Consider the following 20,601-nt stretch of genomic DNA (forward strand, 5'->3'; position numbering starts at 1 on the left):
TCGCCTTTGAAGACGCATTAAATTGCTTAGTTGTTTTGTCATTCAAATAATCAATAACAGATACAACGTCGAGTTCATGCTCGACAATCTCTTTCTTAATACTCTTATTCTCTTTGGTTATTGCTAGGGGCATTTCGCCTTCCGTAGCGAGGGCAAATTGCGCTTCCTCTTGAGCTGATTTTGCTTCCGGCACTGTTGCATGTTGATCCGTGTGAAGTTGAAGCTTTTGATAATCAATGCGATACCATTTCGTCTTGTCCATTTTCATCCGGTTATACGAAGACGTTGCAATAATAAACCCTTTAACTTCTAGTCTACGAATCGCTCGTTTAATCGTATCGACAGACCAAAATGGGAATTCATCGTTTTTCCACTCTTCATACGTTTTGTAAACCCACTTATGTCCATCCCGTACATGATTCGAAATTAGTGATCTAAAATGCAACTGCTGGAGCACCATAGCCTCGTTCAATCCAATTTGCATTGCGAGTGATGGAAGCACCTGAAGTGGTGACTCATTTATTAATAAATTCATAAAAACTCCTCCTCTATTTTAAATGCGTCTTATCGAAGAAAGCACGACGTCTTTTGCCTAGACGAACGATGCTTTCACTTAATACATAGACAAAACATTCAAAAAAGGAGACAATTGAAAAAAGTGCCTAACAATCGCCCAGATAAAATGTGGAACGTTTGTTAGGCACTCTTATATTTACTTGGATGCTTCTTTACTTTCAAGTAATGATAATTCGTCTGGTAAATTGCGCTACACAAAGGCAGTTTTTTATTTTAAGACTCTTCCTGCTCTTCCCCATTCAACACCAATTTAAACTGAACATCCGCTTTTAACGAATCGGAAACCGAACAATATTTCTCTTTTCCAAGACGAATGGCTCTCCAAACTTTCTTACTATCGATATCTCCCTCGATTATAAATGTCACCTCGATGGCTATAAAGCCTTTGGGGGGTTCTTCCTTCCGCGTTCCTTCCGTTACAATTTCTATTTTACTGATTTTTTCTAGATGAGGTCTTAAGATCATTGTGACGTCAATGCCAATGCAGCCTGCCACAGCACCGAGCAGCATTTCGGTAGGTGTAGCCCCTTTTCCTAAACCGCCATACAGTTCCGTCGCGTCCATATTGATGTCATACCCTGAATCGCCGACCGCTGTAAAAGCACGTCCGCCTGTCCATGTTGTCGTTACTTTCATGTCTAGCCACCCTTTCTTAGTAGTTCAAATTGGTTCCTGGACCGACCGGAATACCGAGTACATACCAAATGACAAAGAAGATTGTCCAGCTAATAAGTATGATGATGGAATAGGGCAACATGAGCGATATCACTGTACCCACGCCATTTTCCTTGCCATAGCGCTGCGCGAAGGCGACAACAAGTGGAAAGAACGGCATCAGTGGTGAAATGATATTTGTCGCAGAGTCACCAACCCGATAGGCCACTTGGGTCACTTCCGGCGCAATGCCCATCTGCATGAACATCGGCACAAAAACAGGCGCCATAATCGCCCATTTCGCCGAATCCGCGGCGATAAATAAGTTAATAATAGTCGTAATAAAAATCAGCGCTACAAGCAACGGTGCGCCATCTAGATGAATCGCCTGTAAAAAATCAGCGCCTTTCACCGCAATGATTGTCCCCAAATTCGTATAATTGAATAACGCCACAAATTGTGCGGCAAAAAAGATTAATACGATGAATCCGGACATTGTTTCCAATGAGGATGTCATTAAATTGGCGATATCCTTATCATTCTTGACCGTTTTTGTAGCGAATCCGTAGACAACACCTGGCACTAAAAAAATCAACATCATGATAAAAATAATACTGCTCATGAATGGCGACTTGATTATGCTACCACCCTCGCCTCTCAGTATTGCATTTTCCGGAAGAATAAGAAGAGCGATTGCGATGATTGTGATTAGGATTGAAATATTCGCCCAGAAAAGTCCTTTCTTTTCCAGATGAGAAATCTTGTTTTGATGTTCCACTGCTTTACTCGGGACATATTCCCCTAATTTCGGTTCGATTAGCTTATCCGTCACAAGTGTCCCGATAATCACGATGAGAAAGGTCGAGGCGAACATAAAAAACCAGTTATCTGTCGGATTAACAACATACCCGACATCCAATATGTGCGACGCTTCAGTTGTAATCCCGCTTAACAACGGATCGTTCGTCCCCAAAAACAGATTGGCCGAATATCCTCCCGCAACACCGGCAAAAGCAGCAGACAAACCTGCTAACGGGTGCCGGTTGAATCCTAAGAAAATAATGGCGCCAAGCGGTACAAGCACAACATAACCAACAGAAGCGGCAACATTGGACAATACACCCATCAGCACGACAATCGGCGTTACGAATTTTTTCGGTGCTTTTGTCACAGTATTCGTCATTAAAGCGCTAATATATCCGCTTTTCTCAGCAACCCCAACCCCGAGCATGGCCACAAGCACCGGGCCAAGCGCCACAAAAGATGTAAAGTTTACGACAACATTTGAAAACATATATGCAATGCCTTCTGGAACAAGCAAACTGACCGCTTTGACTGTCAGCGTCTCAATTTGTCCCGTTTCTTTATTTACCCCTTCAAAGCTTACAACAGTCCCCATTACATAAAAAACATGCGATAAAGCAATCACAATTAACGTGAAGATCATGAAAATCGTAATAGGATGCGGCAGTCGATTTCCTTTTTCCTCTATGAAATTCAGTAATCGAACCGACTTGGATTGCTTAGATTGATCCATTCGGCCCCTCCTTTGTGAATGATGTCGTTAGGAGTATACCCGTATGGCGCTGATTGGAAACAAATCTGATAGTTACTGCCTGCTACTGCCATATATAAAAAAAATCCCTTTCCAATGACACTTCGGAAAGGGATTTCTCATGAAATTTACTATTGGTTTTATTCTACAAAAGAAAGTCGAGCATTTTTTTGGAAACGTGCGAGGGCTTGTTTTGCTTCAGCTTGATCAGTAAATTCGAATATTCTGACAATCTTTTGTTCAAATACTGTGACTACCCACATGTTGCATTCTCCTTTTCGCTTTCTATATTTGTTATTATCTTTAGTTTACTCTATTTTTAGTCGTAGGACAGTGATATGTGAATCACTTCACGAAGTGTTCAAATTCAAAGCGCTTACATATGGAGACTTTGTGGCACACTTCGAAATCTCGTAAGTACCCATCACCTTTTTTTGTGTTACCATAGAGAGTACAAAAATCTTAATAGAAAAGGTGATAAACCGTTGAAATCATTGTGGAATCTATATATAAAAATTCCGTTTGTTGTGAAAATAACTACCGGGTTTATCCTTGGTGCAATTATTGGCATCGTCTTCGGGGCAAGCGCTGGATTTCTTAGTCCACTAGGTACCTTGCTGTTGAATTTATTAAGCTTAGTTGCCATTCCCGTCATTTTCCTTACGGTCGTCTTAGCCGTGAATCAAATGAATGTCACACAATTGGGTCGGATAGGTGGCAAACTGATTCTCTATTACGCGCTAACTACAGCTGCTGCCGTCCTAATTGGCCTATCACTCGCACTTTGGTTGGCTCCCGGCAACAACATGACCTTGCCCAATGTAACGGTCGACAAACCGGTTACGCCTCAATTTTCCGATGTTTTGCTACAAATTGTGCCTAAAAATATTTTTGCCGCTTTCACTGCTGGTGATTTAATGGCCATCTTGTTTGTAGCTGTACTTATCGGCATGGCTATTTCGATGATGAAATTCTCCTCGGATAAGCAAATGGTAGAATACGGAACGTTACTGGATAAGATGGTTACTGCACTCAATAGTATGTTCTACAAAATCTTGAGCGGCGTTTTGGTCTATGCACCCATCGGTATTTTCGCCATCAGCGCTACTGCATTCGGCAGTCAAGGCCTCGAGACCTTCAAAGCACTACTGACATTTACAGTGGTGTTCTACTTAGGTCTGCTCATTCTGTGGGTATTCGTCTATACAGGATTCTTGAAATTGTCGGGTACGCCCGTTATCAATTTCTTCAAGCAAACAAAAGATGCGTATACAACTGCATTCTTTACTTCCAGTAGTATCGCTTCGCTTCCCATTGCAATTGAAGCAGCAAAGAAAGCCGGTATTTCAGACAAAACGGCAAATTTCGCGCTTCCTTTGGGCGCCGTGTTCAACTCTGACGGAGGAGCCCTACGAATGGGTGTATCCATTGTCTTTGCTGCCAACATTACAAATCTAAACCTATCCGTTTCAGATTTTTTCATGATCATCGTGATAGGTACACTGCTATCGATTGGTACATCCGGTGTTCCAGCTGCTGGCTTGGTCACCTTGTCAGCCGTACTAACGATGTTTGGATTACCTCTTGAAATTGTTGCATTAATTGCAGGAGTGGATGCCATTATCGGCATGGGGGGAACTGCCTCCAATGTCGTAGGAGACATTGTCGGTGCTGCTGTAGTAGATCGTACAGAAGAAAAGAAACTTGCCAAGGGCATTCATTTATAGAACGTAAGCGAGGCCCTGGAATGAACCACTCATTCCAGGGCCTCGTTCCTACAACAAAAAATCAAGTCCCAAAGCAATTTGATGTTGCCCTAGAACTTGAACTTTTCAAGCATTACCTCGATACGATTACTCACCTATCTCCAACGAATTGTCTTCATCACTCTTGTATTCCAAAACATCTCCGGGCTGACAGTCCAAAGCCTTACAAATTGCCTCTAAAGTTGATAATCTAACCGCTTTTGCCTTGCCATTTTTCAATATAGAAAGATTCGCCATTGTGATGCCAACCCTCTCCGAAAGTTCCGTTACACTCATTTTCCTTTTAGCCAACATTACATCGATATTGATAATAATCGCCATTGTTTTCACCTCAGACCGTTAAATCATTTTCTGATTTTATTTGAATAGCTTCTTGTAACAGTCTTTGGAGAACAGCAGCAAAGACGGCAATCACCATGGAAGCAAAAATTATGACCAATCCAATTACTATAATACCCGGAGCGTCGTCTATCTCTGCCACGAGATAAAAGAGTGGCATGCCTGCAACAAACAAGATACTGATTATGATTGCACAGTATTTAATAGTCTTTAAAGCTCTTACAGATAGTTCCGAGAATGCTTTGCTCTTGTCAATATAGCTTAACAGTTTAAAGGCTTGATACAAAGCAAAGTAAAAAGGGATTGCCGCTAGATAGAAATTGGTAAAAACGAGATATTTTATAGAAACCATCTCTGGATACAATTGTGCTGCAAAATCCGCTATCTCTGGTACCAAAAATATGCACATAGCAAGAATCGGAGTTCCAATAAGAATTACCGCTAGCTTTAAAAATAATGTTGTTCCTCGTTTCATAAAAAGCACCTCACTGGTTTATTGTAATTTTAATTCTAGCACAAATTTATCGTTTAGCAATAAATTATTGTTCCTTACCACTAATACTTTATCGATAAACATCTTTATCTTTCATTTAAAAAAAGAACAACGCATTCCTCATAATAAAGAAATGCTTATTATTTTAATCGATTCAAGCACAAAAATACCCCCTGAGTAAATTCTCAGGGGGCTGATGCCATTACACTTTGCTCACAATAATTTCTTCATCCACAACATCTACATGGACTTTTTCAATAAGTTCTACTTCCAACATAAGGTCTGTCAATGGATCCTCAATTTTGTCTTGAATGACTCTGCGAAGTGGTCGAGCGCCGAAGCGTTTGTCGTAGCCTAGTTTGACCAAAGCACGCTTGGCTTCCGGAGAGATCGTAATGTCTATAGCATTTTCTTCAATCGTTGCCTGTAAATCTACCAGCATTAAGTCAACGATTTCAAGTAGATTCTCTTCTGTTAGTTCATTGAATGCGACAATCGCATCAAAACGGTTAAGGAATTCCGGTTTAAAATAAGCCCCTAGTGTTTCCAGCATATTGACGGATTCATGTACGGTTTGATTGAACCCGACACTCACTTTTTTGTCACCTGTTCCGGCGTTGCTTGTCATAATGATGACTGTATCTTTGAAGCTGACGGTGCGACCATGTGAATCGGTTAAACGGCCATCTTCCATAATTTGCAGGAACATATTTTGAACGTCTGGATGTGCTTTTTCAATTTCATCGAGCAGTAAAATAGAATACGGATTGCGGCGAACTTGTTCTGTCAATTGACCGGCTTCCTCATGCCCTACATACCCTGGAGGGGAACCGATAATTTTAGACACCGCATGTTTCTCCATATACTCACTCATATCAAGACGAATTAACGCATCGCGCGAACCGAATAACTCTTCCGCCAGCACTTTCGTGATTTCAGTTTTACCAACACCTGTTGGACCCACAAATAGGAAGGAGCCGATTGGGCGATCTTTCGCTTTGAGTCCCGCACGGCTGCGGCGGATTGCTTTGGCAATTTTATCAACCGCTTCTGCTTGACCAATGACCTTTTTGTTAAGGTTATCCGCGATGCCTTTCATTTTCGCTTGTTCTGCCGCCTGTAGTTTTGTCACAGGAATCCCTGTTTTTTCTTCTACAATCAACTCGATATCTTCAACAGACACTTCCCTATGTTCTACTTCTCCACTTTGATTTGCCTTTTCTAGTTTTTTACGTAATTGAATTTCCTCATAACGTAAATTCGCCGCTTTTTCATAGTCTTCCCGTTCCGCTGCCAGCTCTTTTTGCTGAATCACTTCATTGAGAAGTGTTCCAATTGACTTAGAATCGGCTGCTGTCTGTACAAGGTTTAAACGTGCTCCGACTTCATCCATCAAGTCAATCGCCTTGTCTGGTAAAAAGCGGTCTTGAATATATCGTTGTGATAAAGTGACAAAGGCACGCACCGCTTCATCCGAATAACGCACACCATGGAAATCTTCGTAACGGTCTTTAATACCTTTTAGGATATGAATCGTGTCTTCTGCAGAAGGTTCCTTCACGATTATCGGTTGAAACCGGCGTTCAAGTGCAGCATCTTTTTCGATTTGACGGTATTCTTTCAACGTCGTTGCGCCGATTAGTTGTAAGCCCCCACGTGCTAAAGCCGGCTTCAAAATATTCCCGGCGTCCATTTGTGAACCTTCCGCCGTGCCTGCCCCAACGAGCAAGTGGATTTCATCAATGAATAAAATGACATCTTTTCGCGTCTGAAGTTCTTCAATCAATTGTTTCATCCGCTCTTCAAATTGCCCTCGAATGCCTGTATTCGTTACGAGTGAAGCGACATCTAACAAATACACTTGTTTGTTCATCAATTTCGCAGGGACATCGCCTTCGTGGATTTTCACGGCAAGCCCCTCGGCAATGGCTGTTTTACCGACACCCGGCTCTCCGATTAACACCGGGTTATTTTTATTTCTCCGATTTAACGTCTCAATGACGCGCTTTACTTCTTGGTCACGTCCGATAACGGGATCAATCTGTCCATCCTTGGCATCGTTTGAAAGGTTTCTACCTAGTTGGTCTAACAAACCAGTGCCTTGACTTTCTTGTGTTTGTCTTGTTTGTGTGCGTGCCTGATGGCCGCCATTTGCTTTGGAAAAATGCTGTGCATCTTTGTTAAATGACGGCATTTTTCCTAACGCCAATTGACCTTGGATCTCTTGAAAACACCTGTGACACAGGTTGATTTGCATTCCTTGATGATTCACTTGAAATCTCAAATTCATCGTTGCTTCGTTTTTACCACAATGTTTACATTTCATGTTTGTTTCCTCCTTCTTATCTCGCGTTCTGACTTTGACTATATTTAACCTTTGATTGTAGTATACACTGATCTATTTTGACCTTCAAGTTTGTTGCTTGGTTTTTGATAAGAGTTATTAGGAAGATTATATTCTTTCTCGTTTCAAAAAAAAGTGCCAATGACAATTTAAATTAATTCCATCAGTTACCACTGGCAAAAATTCAGAACACCACTTCCGTACGACTCAAATAACCTCCTTCCCTAGCAACTATCTGCCAAGAAAGGAGGTTTTATTATTCAGTCGAATCAATCCCCAAAACCCCCATCACCCGCCCAACAAACAGCTCCCGATCATAATCATGATACAACTGCCCTGCCAACCTCACAGGGTCCCCAAAGAAAAACCGTTCATACAACGTCTCGCGCGTACCAAACGCACTCATCGTCAAATCCCATGCTAAACGGAAAATTTTGACCCGTTCCTCTGCGTTATTTGCTTTCGATTGCAAATACTGATTTAAATCTTTGCGAATACTAGACTGAAAGGCATTTTCTGTCGGAATGGACATCAGTCCGCTGGCACCTAGCTGCTGAATGATTTCTGTGAAGCGTGGGTAGACCCTTGGAAAGTAGTTGATGGCAATTTGGAGAGTTGTTCGATTTGGCCGCATCCATCCCCATTCGTCTAGCTCGGCCTCCACTTCCGATTTGATGACCAGCGCCTTCATCGTTTCCAGTGCAACGATGATTTCAGTCACTTTCTCTTGCACATGCTGGTAATCGCCGATATTGATGGTGTCTATGATGGATTGGACAACGCCCAACACAAATTCAATTTTTACAATTTGTCGGGAAACTACTTGATGTAAGGTGAACGGCTGGAATGAGCTACAAGCTATGAAACTGTTGGCGACTGCGATGTTATCATAGTAAAAAACACGCTCCCACGGGACTAGTACATTGTCAAACACAACAATCGAATCCATTTCCTCATAGCGCGCGCTCAATGGAGAGTTAAATGTCGAATCGCCTCCAGCAAATGATTCTCTGCAGACGAACTTGAGACCTTCACTGTTACTAGGAATTACGAAGGCGAATCCATTGGCCGCGTCCTTCACACCACCTGTTGCAATGACAACAATTTCATCCGTAATGCCGCCCTGAGTTGCCAGTAATCGTGCCCCCTTGACGACGATGCCCTCCTCATTACGTTCCACCACTTTGGCGGCAATCGGCTCGCCTTCCTCCTCGAAATGGAATTGTGCCCGATTGACTTGCGGGTCAATGAACGAATGGGTCATCGATAGATCGTTGTCACGCGCATACTCATAAAATGACAGAACGTTTTCAGGAAAGCAGTTCTCTTTTCCCTTCAATAAATCCACAGAAGATGCCAGCGCCATCACTACGGTATTCATATAATCGGGACTTCTACCCATCATGCCATTGTTGGACAGCGCCCACTGCTGGACCATCGCCCGCCTTTTCACTAAATCTTCTACAGTCGTCGGTTGTAAATAGGACATACCCACGGGTTGCCCGGTTGCTGGAGAAGGATACGTCATGCTAACGCCATTATGCTGTAGATCATATAAGGCCGCTTGGCTTTTCATAATCCCTTTGAAAGCGGGATGCTCAGAAATTTTACCTGTCACAGGTTGCCCATCTACCCAGACATTTGTGTGTAGCTCATCAATGCGATTGATATAGTCATTACCTGTAATTGCTGCCATATTAGACACTCCTAACAGTTGGTTTAGAGGTGAACTCTGCCTACTTCGCTAGTTGTATACTATTAAATTTCCTTGTTTATTGTTACATAATCGAATCTGCTTATCGCCTATTCATCAAATTCCACCCCTTTTCCCCTTAACATTGGATATGACTCCAAAATATCCCGTTAATTTTACGAATGTGTAATGAATCTGTAACCGAACTGCTGTTGAACCCGAATGCATTGTCGCCTACTATTGATATATAGTCATTGACCATTCAATGATTCATAGAAAAGGTGGCTGACATACATAATGAAAAAACTAACATGTTCACTAATCTTGGCAGGCTCTTTAGCTTTCGGGATCACAACAACTAATGCAGAAGCAAGTACACATACGGTCAAAACCGGAGAATCATTATGGATCATTTCAAATTCAAACAATGTGTCCATATCCGATCTCATGAAATGGAATGACTTGACATCAGACGAGCTCTTTCCAGATCAAGTCTTACAAATATCAGGTAAGAAAAACGAGTCGGCAAGTGACAGCAAAACGGCTTCAAAATCATCCGTTGCTTCCGTAAAAGTTGTTGAACAAGCAATGAAGCTAACGGGTATCCCTTACGTATTTGGCGGGACTACAATAAATGGATTTGACTGTAGTGGATTTATTCAATATGCATTCAAAAAATCAGGAAAAAATGTCTCACGAACCACGCTTAGCCAATTTGCACAATCGAAGAAAGTAACTTCTCCTAAGCCAGGTGATTTGGTCTTTTTCGAAAATACATACCGTAAAGGCATTTCGCACGTCGGTATTTACATTGGCAACAATAAGTTCGTCCATGCTGGAGGCAAGAAATCACAAGTAACAAGCCTAAACAACAGCTATTGGAAGTCAAAATTTCATAGTTTTAAGCGACTGTAAACAAAATCCCTTACTTGAATGAGTAAGGGATTTTGTTCTATATTCTATTTCAAACAATCGACGGGACAATTTAGCCTTCTTTCCACACAAGGTAAGCGGAATATTTCACAACCTTACCCAATCGACACACGATTTCTACCTAAATTTTTAGAAGTATACAGCGCTTGATCGGCCCTCTCCAAGATCGTCATACTGGTATCCCCTTGTTTAACAACGGCAATACCAATACTGATGGTTACAGGCTCACAAGACCAATAACTTTGTTCAATCGACCTTCTTAGCTCTTCTGCTAACTTATAGCTTGTTGCCTCATCGGTGTTAGGCAACAGGATCGCAAATTCTTCGCCGCCTATCCGCGCTACTACATCATCCGTTCTAGCGGCATTTTGTAGCTTCGAGGACAGTTCCTGTAGGACAATATCACCTACCAGATGCCCAAACTTGTCATTGATGAGCTTAAAATAGTCTATATCTATGAGTAATAGGACAAATGGTTTGTAGTAATCCCTATTTTCAACTAAAAAGATTGTCATCTGTTCTTCAAAGTATCTCCTGTTGGAGAGACCTGTAAGGAAATCCGTCAAAGCGAACTGCTGAAGCTGTAAGTTAAGTTGTTCTAGTTCGCTTTTCTTCCCTTCTACTTCCTTGAGCAACTGCTGCAATTCCAAGTTTGCCTCATCTGTCTCTTGCAGAATGCGTTCAGCATTTCGCTTGTCCTGGATCAACTCATTTTCATACTCATCTCGAACTCTCGTTTCCATCAGCACACATTCAATGCGTTTTGTACCGTCTACTTCGCGCTCAACCGCATTCATCAACACCGGAATCTTGTCTGTTGCACTTTGCAAGGTCAGATAGATTTCATTCACTTGCCCATTAATATCAAGTAAGGGTAGAAAATACGTTTGATAATAAATATGTGAAGCGGTTGTCAATATCTTATGAATATGGTGTTGGTTTAGGTCTTCTTGCGATTTTCCTAGCATTTTTTTAAGGGTATCATTCATTTGAAGAATCTTCCCATGCTGGTCAATTGAAGAATCTTCCCATGCTGGTCAATGACTAGGTAGCCACATGGCGCAAAGTTTAATTGATCAAACATTTCTCAACCTCCAACTATCACTGGCCTCCGATAAAGTTCTTTATATGATAAATCGTTTCTTCAGGATAACTTAAATGCGGATTATGGCCAGTGGCTTCCATTAAAATAAGTTTGCTATTATGTAAATGAGTATGCAAATAATGCGCAATTTCAAGTGGTACAATGGAATCCTCTTTTGCTTGTAAAATGACAGAAGGTATCTTCACCTTCTCCAAGTCATCCCGGACATCGATATTAAACGTCATCTCACAAAACTGTCTCACAATGTGCTGGTCGTTTGCCATTAAAATTTCTTCAAATTCCTCAGTTAACGCTGGACGACCACTATTTTTTGAAGCAATCGGCGCTAAATACTTCACCCATTCTTTATAGTTTCTTTCCATCATCTCCAAGAGTTCATCAATATCCGCCTTGTCAAATCCCCCTGCATAGCCTGGTTGATTAATATAACAAGGAGAAGGTCCTATCAGACAGAGTTTGTCAAATAACGCTGCATTGGTAATAGACGCCAATAATCCGATAACTCCACTGATGGAATGGCCTACAAAAATAATATCTTTCAAATTAAATGCTATACAAATGTCTACTATATCTGCTGCGTACCCCTCTGGAGTACCATACCGCTCACTATTATAGGCACTTTTATCGGAATGGCCTGATCCTACATAGTCAAATACGACTATTTGAAACTCCTCTTCAAATGCCGGCGTGATCTTATGCCAAACTTGCTGATCACAGCCAAATCCGTGTGCAAATATAATTGTTTTCGTCCCTTTTCCAAAAATCCGAACATTATTTCTACGTCGAATAGCTTCCTGGGTCATATACATTCATCCTTCCCGAATGAAAAAATACCTATTATCTTCATTATAGACAGGATAATAGCTCTATTCAATTGAATATATTTTTAACATGCAATATAGCAATAAACAAATGTGATTGCCGACAAATCGGTCGAATATTGAATATACAAAAGTTTTACGTCAACACAATTAAATAATAGGTTGACGTATATTATTCAGTTGTACTACAATAAATGAGTAAACTATAAGAATTTAATAGTTAACCAAATGAAAGGGGATTTCACACAATGCTAGAATCACGTTTCAAATTACGAATGATGATTACATCCGCACTTTTCGCAGCCATAATTGGGGTATTGGCACAAGTTACCATTCCATTACCTCTTGTGCCGATTACTGGACAAACATTGGCGATTGGACTTGCCGCGACGATATTAGGTGCACGATACGGGACTTTATCTGTCCTCGTTTATTTATGTTTGGGGGCCATTGGTGTACCGGTATTCGCACAGATGAAGGCTGGATTGGGAATTCTAATGGGGCCTACAGGCGGCTATTTAATCGGGTTCATCCCAACTGCCTTTATCATTGGCTATTTTCTTGAGAAGACAAGCTTTACACTTAAAAATGCCATTATCGCAAATATCATAGGAATGTTTGTTGCGTTAATTTTGGGTACAGTTTGGCTAAAAGTAGTTGCCGATATTTCATGGCTTGCGGCATTTGCAGGTGGATTTACACCGTTTTTAATCGGCGGCATCCTGAAAGCCTTGATGGCGTCGTGGGCTGGCATTGCTGTTCGAAATCGATTGAAGTCAATGAACCTGCTAACCACTTGGAGAGTAGAAGCGAAATAATCATAATGAAAGGCATCCTGATTGACGGGATGCCTTTTTCATTACAAATAACTTATTAGTGCCGTGGTGCAAAAAGAATAACAGACACGCCTACTAGACAAATGGCGGCACCTAGCCAATCATATACATCAGGTGCTTTTTTATCGATTCCCCATCCCCACAACACTGCTAGGACAATGAAAACTCCGCCGTAGGCTGCATATACCCTGCCAAATGAAGGAAATGCTTGAAAAGTAGCGATCACTCCATATAACGCTAGTGTTACTCCACCCATTAACCCCCAATAGAGAGGCTTTCCTTCTCGCAACCATAGCCAAATTAGGTAACCACCGCCTATTTCAGCTAATCCAGCAACTACAAATAAGATGAATGCAACAACTATTTTTCTCACTTCCAAATCCACTACTATAATACAAGTGTAGACCTTTTCTTCATGCGTTGTTCATGCATGTCCAAACGATGCTTATTGTAATCCTTCAAATAACAGTACTCTTGCAGGTGCAGCATCCGTACCTGTTAACTTGAGCGGTGCCGCAACCATGAAGTAGTCACCTTGTTCAACTTCTTTCAAACGAAGTCCTTCTATAATAATAATATTATTTGCAAACAATGTTTTATGAGTTGGATGTCCTTCTTGACTTCTTTCGATGCCAAGCGTATCGATTCCAGTTCCTCTAACACCAATCTCGGAAAGATACTCTGCTCCATCTTGTGCAAGATAAATAAAGTCGAAATTAAATGCTTCCTCGAAAGAATTTTTCGTTTTAAAGAATACGAAATCATTTTTCTCAATCTCGAACTTCTCCAAGTCAGCTTTCGAAATACCGTCTTCTACATCTGTTAAATCGAGTACTTTACACTGGCCCACAAGACTTTCCATCGGGATTGTTTCAAATGTATCGCCATCTACAACCATATGTAGCGGCGCATCAATATGCGTTCCCGTATGTACATCCAACTCCATACGCGTTTCTGTCACATATCCATTTGTCACTCGATTAAACTTAGGTTGCTTTTCTGCTTTATCTTTGTAAACAGTCATACCTTCATAAATTGTTCCCGTCACATCATACATCTTCATGTTAACAACCGCCTTTTTATTTAGTATCTAGCTATAAAACCATCATCGCATGTTATTTGGATTGCTGTCTAGTGAATTTACTTTGAATGCATAATTCATACATAGAAAATGACATACATTATTAATAAAAGTTCACACTTACATTAATTCAATGCAGTTGGTATACTGGTTACTGTTGTAATTATCATTCAGTGCATAAAAATATACGCATAAAACAAGTAGGAGAGAATTGATTATGAATTATGAAAATCCTTTACAAGGATTAGAAATGAAAGACAGTCTACTTGGGTCCCAAGAGACATCCATCATGCCCAATATGACCTTTGTTTTATTTGGGGCAACGGGAGATTTAGCGAAACGGAAATTATTTCCTGCTTTATATAATTTATTTCTCGATGGAAAAATGCCGACCGCTGTCTCGATTATTGGCTTAGGCAGAACCCCTTATCCAAACGATGAGTTTCAATCTAAAGTGGAACAAGCACTTCGAGATTATAGTAGAAGACCTGTTCAAACAGCAGGTTTGCAAGACTTTCTAAACCACTTTCAGTACTGTACATTTGATGCGACAAGCGATGAATCTTATCAAAACTTACACGAACTCATTCAGTACAGAGAGAGTGCGTTAGATATACCTGAAAACCGACTGTTCTATCTATCTGTTGCACCTCAACTGGTGGATGTGATTGCGTCTAATCTACACTCTAGTGGTATAAGCCAAACAAAAGGTTGGAAGCGACTCATTGTTGAAAAACCGTTTGGCAGTGACCTGAAATCCGCTCAGCAATTAAATGAACGTTTGAGCACAGCTTTCAGTGAGGAAGAAATCTACCGAATTGACCATTATCTTGGAAAGCCAATGGTCCAAAATCTTGAATCGTTAGTCTTTGCCAACCCTGCACTGGGGTTATTATTAGATCACTCAAAAATCGCTAATGTTCAAATCACTGCAAGTGAAACCGTTGGAGTAGAATCTCGAGCTAGTTATTATGAGCATGCAGGTGCGATTCGTGATATGGTTCAGAATCATCTTCTTCAGTTAGTGATGATGACTGCATTAAATCTTCCTGAGGAATTAACGGCCAAAGAAATTGAGATTAAGAAAAAAGAAGTGATAACGTCTCTTCGCCCTATTGAAAAAGAAACCGCCTATCGGGATATCGTTCGCGGTCAGTACACAGCTGGCGAGGTTCTCAATACACCTGTTGCTGGCTATAAAGAAGAGCCAGGCGTGAATGCGGCTTCCATGACTGATACGTATTTTGCGGCACGTTTACACATTGATAATCAGGATTGGAGTGGCATTCCTTTTTACATTCGCACTGGGAAAAGGACCGATAAAAAATCTACACGTATTGTCATTGAATTTAAAAGTAAGGTCAACGATAACAATAAGCTGTCACCTGAAGGAATTGCCCCGAATTTATTAATCGTGGAAATTAGTCCAAACGAAAATATATCGTTAAGGGTCAATATGAAAGATCCTTCTACGAATCGTTTTATCCCAACTGCCATTAACTTCTCAACTACACAAGAAGAACAGCCAGAAGCCTATGAACTATTACTGTTCGATGCAATGACTGGGAATGCAACATTTTTTGCCCACTGGCAAGAAGTAGAATTATCGTGGAAGTGGATCCAACCGATAGTAGAAGCATTTGAGGAAAACGCATTACCTTTACACACTTATCCGGCCGGCTCAACAGGCCCGGATGCTGCCAATCAGCTACTGCAAGAAGATCAATTCAATTGGTGGTAAGTAGCATTTGACCAACCAGATAGAGAAACTTACTAACATGAAGGAATGAGGAATCACCATGAGTACACAGCAGATGGGCGTTATCGGTTTAGGCGTGATGGGGATGAACCTAGCGCTAAACATTGAAAGTAAGGGCTACTCTGTAGCTGTCTATGATTACTGGACAGATCGCACAAATGCGTTTTCCAGCAATGAAGCGAAAGATAAAAATATTGTTGGTGCCAAAAGCATTGAAGAATTTGTCGCTTCGTTAGAAGTTCCACGCAAGATTTTATTAATGGTGAAGGCTGGGGAAACAACAGATGCGGTCATTCAATCGCTAGTCCCACATCTTCAACAAGGCGACATTCTCATTGATGGCGGAAATACATTCTTTGAAGATACGAATAGACGTGCAGCCGCCTTAAAAGAAACTGGTCTACATTTCATAGGTGCAGGTGTTTCTGGTGGAGAAGAAGGCGCGCGTAACGGCCCGTCACTCATGCCTGGTGGGGCAAAAGAAGCTTACGAACAGGTGAAGCCTATCCTTGATGCGATTTCGGCAAAAGTCGATGGTACTCCTTGTAGCGCCCACATGGGTCCTGATGGCGCAGGTCATTATGTAAAAATGGTTCATAACGGCATTGAATATGGCGATATGCAACTCATTTCCGAAGCTTATTTCATCATGAAACATGCCCTTGGTCTTGAGGCACAGGATTTACATGAAGTTTTCTCTGAATGGAACAAAGGTGAGCTTGATAGCTATCTCATTGAAGTCACGGCCGACATTTTTACAAAGATTGATGAGGAAACTGGGAAACCACTGATTGACCAGATTTTAGACGTTGCCGGGCAAAAAGGAACAGGAAAATGGACAAGCCAAAACGCACTCGACTTAGGTGTTTCGCTTCCGATTGTTACAGAATCCGTATTTGCTCGATTTATTTCTTCTGTTAAAGAAGAGCGAGTTGCAGCAAGTACCCTTCTGAAAGGACCTGAATTGAAAAAGTATACAGGCGATCCTAACGAATTGATTGAAGCGATTCGTCAAGCGTTGTATATGAGTAAAATTTGTTCTTATGCACAAGGATTTGCGCAAATGCGTGCAGCATCTGAGGAGTATGGTTGGAACATCCCTTACGGAGATGTCGCGATGATTTTCCGCGGTGGTTGTATCATTCGTGCCCAATTCTTACAAAATATCAAAGAAGCGTTTGACCGTAATAGCGACTTACCGAACCTCTTAGTTGATCCATACTTCCAAGAGATTGTAGGTGACTATCAGAACGCACTTCGCGAAGTATTAGCAGTGGCCATGCAACAAGGTATTCCGGTTCCTGCATTGTCAAGCGCGTTAGCTTACTATGATAGTTATCGAACAGCAACGTTGCCAGCCAATCTTGTCCAAGCGCAGCGGGATTATTTCGGTGCACATACTTATGAACGTCTAGATAAAGAAGGCCATTTCCATACTGAATGGGCAAAAAATTAATGATATAAAAAAAATCAGGAGCCAGTTTTATTTGGCCCCTGATTTTTTATTTTTCAATCGTAATTATTTTTTCTTCTTGTAATTCAATATGACCTGATTTATTCAACACAACGGTTTCACCTTCAAATAGATTAGTAAAGATGATTGGCGTGATAATGGAAGTCGCATGCTCTTGAATATAATCGATATCGACTTTCAATAACGGTTGTCCTTTTTCTACACGATCGCCTTGTGCAACCAATGCTTCAAAGCCTTCACCTGCTAATTTAACAGTGTCAATCCCGACATGAATCAAAATTTCTCTTCCTGAATCAGATTGAATGCCTAATGCATGTTTTGTTGGGAATAACGTGACGATTGTTCCGTCAACTGGCGACACAACAAGTCCTTCTGAAGGAACGATTGCAAAACCGTCTCCCATCATTTTTCCTGCAAACACTGGGTCTGGAACTTCTGACAGTGGCTTCATGTCACCTGCTATTGGTGATACAAAATCGTCTGCTTGTCCAGTCGCGGTTACTACTTCAACTGGCTGCTGAACTTCCTCAGCACGCGGTCGTTTACCACTCATAACATCTTGCATTTGCCCTTTAATAATTTCAGAACGTGGACCGAAAATCGCTTGAATATTATTTCCTACTTCAAGTACACCAGCTGCACCCAATTTTTTCAATTCTTTTTTATCGACCTGGCCGCTGTCTTTGACAGATACGCGAAGTCTTGTAATACAAGCGTCCAAATCAACAATGTTTTGTTGACCACCCATTGCTTCTAAAATATTCGATGCCAAAGCACTAGCATCTTTCGAATCCATCTCTAGCTCTTCAATATCTTCATCTTTTTCTCGTCCCGGCGTCATGAGGTTAAACTTGCGAATCGCAAAACGGAACCCGAAGTAATAAATGACCGCGAAGACGAGTCCTACTGGAATGACTAACCACGCATTCGTTTGCGGATTAATAGCTCCGAACAGAAGGTAGTCAATCAATCCGCCCGAAAAAGTCATACCGATTTTAACGTCTAATAAGTGCATCGTCATAAATGACAGACCTGCAAACAGTGCATGAATTCCAAATAATACAGGTGCGACAAACAAGAACGAAAATTCAATCGGCTCTGTAATACCAGTTAAAAATGACGTTAACGCTGCAGAACCCATAATACCTGCCACAATCTTCTTCCGTCTAGGATCTGCTTCATGATAAATCGCAAGTGCTGCTGCCGGTAGACCAAACATCATAAACGGATATTTCCCCGTCATAAACGTCCCAGCCGTTAGCTCTTGCAAACCATCCTTGATTTGTGCCTGGAAGATTGGATTATCTCCTCGAATCACTTCACCTGCTAGATTGACATAAGAGCCAAATTCGAACCAAAACGGTGTATAGAAAATATGATGTAGTCCGAATGGAATGAGCGAACGTTCAATGACACCAAAAACAAATGCTGACAATGCTGTATTCCAATTTAGGACAAAATTAGAGAAGGCATTCATGCCCTCTTGGATTGGCGGCCATATAAACACCATAAGCAATCCAAGCACGACTGCCGACGCAGCTGTTGCGATTGGTACAAAGCGTTTTCCAGCAAAGAATCCGAGATAAGACGGAAGTTCAATATTGAAAAAACGATTGTACATCGCCGCCGCGAGCACCCCTACAATAATACCTCCGAATACACCTGATTGAAGGGATGGAACACCCAACAACAAAGCATAAGCTGGATCGCCAGCTTCCAGCACTCCCTTAGCAGAAAGACCTAACGCCGTTCCCATAGTAGCATTCATAATTAAATACCCCACAAGCGCGGCAAGGGCAGCAACCCCTTCACCACCCGCTAAGCCAAGAGCAACCCCTACCGCAAACAAAATGGGCAAGTTGCCAAAAATAATTGACCCGGACTCTTCCATGATAGAGGCAATTCTTTCCACCCAGCCTGCCTCAAGAAATGGCGCAATATTCGTGAGTACTGGATTTTGTAGCGCATTACCAAACGCAAGTAATAGACCTGCCGCAGGCAAAATAGCAACTGGCAGCATCAGCGCCTTACCAATCTTCTGTAATACTCCAAATACTTTTTTTAACATAATCGTACCTCCTTGTTTTATTTATAAAGTCACTAGATTTTAATGCACAAAAAAGGCATGAGAAAAAAACAATTGAAACGAGCCTACAAGAATCTCCTCTTGTAGCCGTCATCAATCATCTTCTTACTCATGCCTGATCGTATCAGTAACACGTATGCAGATAATAAGTTATTCAATTTAGTGCTTCTTTCAAATTCAATGACTTTATAAAAGAATCGTAGCATAGAACTTCTCATTTGACAAACACAATCTGATTATTGTTCGACTTTTGCTTGAATTCTTTGCAAATGAAGGCTTAGGTAAACAGCTTCCGCTTCGTACACTTCCTTTTGTAATGCCTGTTGCATCACCTTTATGAGCTTCCAAGCTAAGTTGTAACAAACAGGATACTCTGCTTTTAATAACAGTGTAATCTTTTTCGGTTCCGCAACGCGTTCACCACGTACAACTCGTTCAATCGCAAAACGAAGATGGCGAATCAAACGCATATAATCGATACTACCTTTATCGATTTCTATACTAAATTGCTGTTCAATCATGTTCACCAATTGCACAATGAGTTCCGAATGCCTTGTCACATCACGCACATTTTTATTCACAAGGGCACTGTGAATATGTAGGGTGATGAAACCAATTTCTCCTTCTGGTAGCGCGACTGTCAGCTGTTTATTGACCATGGCTGTGACCTCAGTCGCAATGTCATATTCCTCCGGATAAAGTGCTTTCGTTTCCAGTAAAAAAGGATTGCGAATCGCCAAGCCCCGCCTCATTCGACTAACCGCAAACACTAAATGGTCTGTCAGCGCCACATGGATATGCTCATTCAACGGCTGATTGGCTCGTTGTTGAATCATTTCCACTGCAGCAATAAGCACTTTTAGCGTGTCTTCATCTATGCTCGAAAGAAGTTGCTTATATTGCTCTTGCTCGTCTGGATCATTTAAAACAAATAATTTCTCGATTTTTTCTTGCTGAATCGACTCCCCAGCCTTGGCACCAAAGCCGATACCCCGCCCAATTAAAATCACTTCATGCTCACTGCTATTCGTCGCAATGAGCACATTATTATTCAATGCTTTGTGAATTAAGTAATTTTCCATCCAT

General features: G+C 41.3%; 18 protein-coding genes and 1 pseudogene. 5 read left to right on the plus strand and 14 right to left on the minus strand.

Annotated features, from left to right (window positions below):
• The 4 genes and pseudogenes from R2B72_RS14550 to R2B72_RS14565 form a co-directional block, all read right to left on the minus strand.
• A pseudogene (locus R2B72_RS14550) lies at window positions 1–535 on the minus strand (DNA replication protein DnaD); the annotation flags it as partial.
• Window positions 536–789: 254 nt separating this feature from the next.
• Window positions 790–1,212: an OsmC family protein gene (locus R2B72_RS14555; protein ID WP_318617387.1), complete on the minus strand. Its 423-nt coding sequence runs from the start codon at window positions 1,210–1,212 to the stop codon at window positions 790–792.
• Between the two features lie 16 nt (window positions 1,213–1,228).
• Window positions 1,229–2,767, minus strand: a complete 1,539-nt coding sequence (locus R2B72_RS14560; protein ID WP_318617388.1) for an AbgT family transporter — start codon at window positions 2,765–2,767, stop codon at window positions 1,229–1,231.
• 158 nt (window positions 2,768–2,925) lie between these two features.
• A complete protein-coding gene (locus R2B72_RS14565; protein ID WP_318617389.1) occupies window positions 2,926–3,048 on the minus strand; it encodes a hypothetical protein in 123 nt (40 codons plus the stop codon).
• A 222-nt stretch (window positions 3,049–3,270) separates the two neighbouring features.
• On the opposite strand from R2B72_RS14565, the gene R2B72_RS14570 reads away from it, so the two are divergent.
• Window positions 3,271–4,512 (plus strand): dicarboxylate/amino acid:cation symporter, encoded by a 1,242-nt coding sequence (locus tag R2B72_RS14570; RefSeq protein WP_318617390.1) that lies wholly within the window; start codon window positions 3,271–3,273, stop codon window positions 4,510–4,512.
• 126 nt (window positions 4,513–4,638) lie between these two features.
• Here R2B72_RS14570 and R2B72_RS14575 read toward each other — a convergent pair whose 3' ends face one another.
• The 4 genes from R2B72_RS14575 to hpaB form a co-directional block, all read right to left on the minus strand.
• Complete coding sequence (locus tag R2B72_RS14575) at window positions 4,639–4,872, minus strand: helix-turn-helix transcriptional regulator (RefSeq protein ID WP_318617392.1); 234 nt, start codon at window positions 4,870–4,872, stop codon at window positions 4,639–4,641.
• Window positions 4,873–4,882: 10 nt separating this feature from the next.
• Window positions 4,883–5,365 carry a DUF2975 domain-containing protein gene (locus R2B72_RS14580; protein ID WP_318617393.1) on the minus strand — a complete coding sequence of 161 codons (483 nt, stop codon included), beginning with the start codon at window positions 5,363–5,365 and terminating at the stop codon, window positions 4,883–4,885.
• 220 nt (window positions 5,366–5,585) lie between these two features.
• Window positions 5,586–7,709 carry an ATP-dependent Clp protease ATP-binding subunit gene (locus R2B72_RS14585; RefSeq protein ID WP_318617394.1) on the minus strand — a complete coding sequence of 708 codons (2,124 nt, stop codon included), beginning with the start codon at window positions 7,707–7,709 and terminating at the stop codon, window positions 5,586–5,588.
• 274 nt (window positions 7,710–7,983) lie between these two features.
• Window positions 7,984–9,423, minus strand: coding sequence for a 4-hydroxyphenylacetate 3-monooxygenase, oxygenase component (hpaB, locus tag R2B72_RS14590; RefSeq protein WP_318617395.1), 1,440 nt, complete (start codon window positions 9,421–9,423; stop codon window positions 7,984–7,986).
• A 294-nt stretch (window positions 9,424–9,717) separates the two neighbouring features.
• On the opposite strand from hpaB, the gene R2B72_RS14595 reads away from it, so the two are divergent.
• Window positions 9,718–10,335: an NlpC/P60 family protein gene (locus R2B72_RS14595; protein WP_318617397.1), complete on the plus strand. Its 618-nt coding sequence runs from the start codon at window positions 9,718–9,720 to the stop codon at window positions 10,333–10,335.
• Window positions 10,336–10,448: 113 nt separating this feature from the next.
• On the opposite strand, the gene R2B72_RS14600 is transcribed toward R2B72_RS14595, so the two are convergent.
• Window positions 10,449–11,342, minus strand: a complete 894-nt coding sequence (locus R2B72_RS14600; RefSeq protein WP_318617399.1) for a GGDEF domain-containing protein — start codon at window positions 11,340–11,342, stop codon at window positions 10,449–10,451.
• 112 nt (window positions 11,343–11,454) lie between these two features.
• The gene (locus R2B72_RS14605) at window positions 11,455–12,261 is read right to left on the minus strand and encodes an alpha/beta hydrolase (RefSeq protein ID WP_318617401.1); all 807 of its coding nucleotides are present in this window, start codon (window positions 12,259–12,261) and stop codon (window positions 11,455–11,457) included.
• Window positions 12,262–12,527: 266 nt separating this feature from the next.
• On the opposite strand from R2B72_RS14605, the gene R2B72_RS14610 reads away from it, so the two are divergent.
• Complete coding sequence (locus tag R2B72_RS14610) at window positions 12,528–13,097, plus strand: biotin transporter BioY (protein WP_318617403.1); 570 nt, start codon at window positions 12,528–12,530, stop codon at window positions 13,095–13,097.
• A gap of 55 nt (window positions 13,098–13,152) precedes the next feature.
• Here R2B72_RS14610 and R2B72_RS14615 read toward each other — a convergent pair whose 3' ends face one another.
• The gene (locus R2B72_RS14615) at window positions 13,153–13,479 is read right to left on the minus strand and encodes a YnfA family protein (protein ID WP_318617446.1); all 327 of its coding nucleotides are present in this window, start codon (window positions 13,477–13,479) and stop codon (window positions 13,153–13,155) included.
• An 81-nt stretch (window positions 13,480–13,560) separates the two neighbouring features.
• The gene (locus tag R2B72_RS14620; protein WP_318617404.1) at window positions 13,561–14,178 is read right to left on the minus strand and encodes a cyclase family protein; all 618 of its coding nucleotides are present in this window, start codon (window positions 14,176–14,178) and stop codon (window positions 13,561–13,563) included.
• A 307-nt stretch (window positions 14,179–14,485) separates the two neighbouring features.
• On the opposite strand from R2B72_RS14620, the gene zwf reads away from it, so the two are divergent.
• Both zwf and gndA read left to right on the plus strand, forming a co-directional pair.
• Window positions 14,486–15,937 (plus strand): glucose-6-phosphate dehydrogenase, encoded by a 1,452-nt coding sequence (gene zwf, locus R2B72_RS14625; RefSeq protein WP_412177863.1) that lies wholly within the window; start codon window positions 14,486–14,488, stop codon window positions 15,935–15,937.
• Window positions 15,938–15,995: 58 nt separating this feature from the next.
• On the plus strand, window positions 15,996–17,411 hold the full coding sequence (gene gndA / locus R2B72_RS14630) for an NADP-dependent phosphogluconate dehydrogenase (protein ID WP_318617407.1): 1,416 nt from the start codon (window positions 15,996–15,998) through the stop codon (window positions 17,409–17,411).
• Window positions 17,412–17,457: 46 nt separating this feature from the next.
• On the opposite strand, the gene ptsG is transcribed toward gndA, so the two are convergent.
• Window positions 17,458–19,497, minus strand: a complete 2,040-nt coding sequence (ptsG, locus tag R2B72_RS14635; RefSeq protein ID WP_318617408.1) for a glucose-specific PTS transporter subunit IIBC — start codon at window positions 19,495–19,497, stop codon at window positions 17,458–17,460.
• A gap of 254 nt (window positions 19,498–19,751) precedes the next feature.
• Window positions 19,752–20,597, minus strand: coding sequence for a glucose PTS transporter transcription antiterminator GlcT (glcT, locus tag R2B72_RS14640; RefSeq protein ID WP_318617409.1), 846 nt, complete (start codon window positions 20,595–20,597; stop codon window positions 19,752–19,754).
• Window positions 20,598–20,601 lie beyond the last annotated feature (4 nt).

It is taken from the genome of Sporosarcina sp. YIM B06819, assembly GCF_033485175.1.
Taxonomy (GTDB): Bacteria; Bacillota; Bacilli; order Bacillales_A; family Planococcaceae; genus Sporosarcina.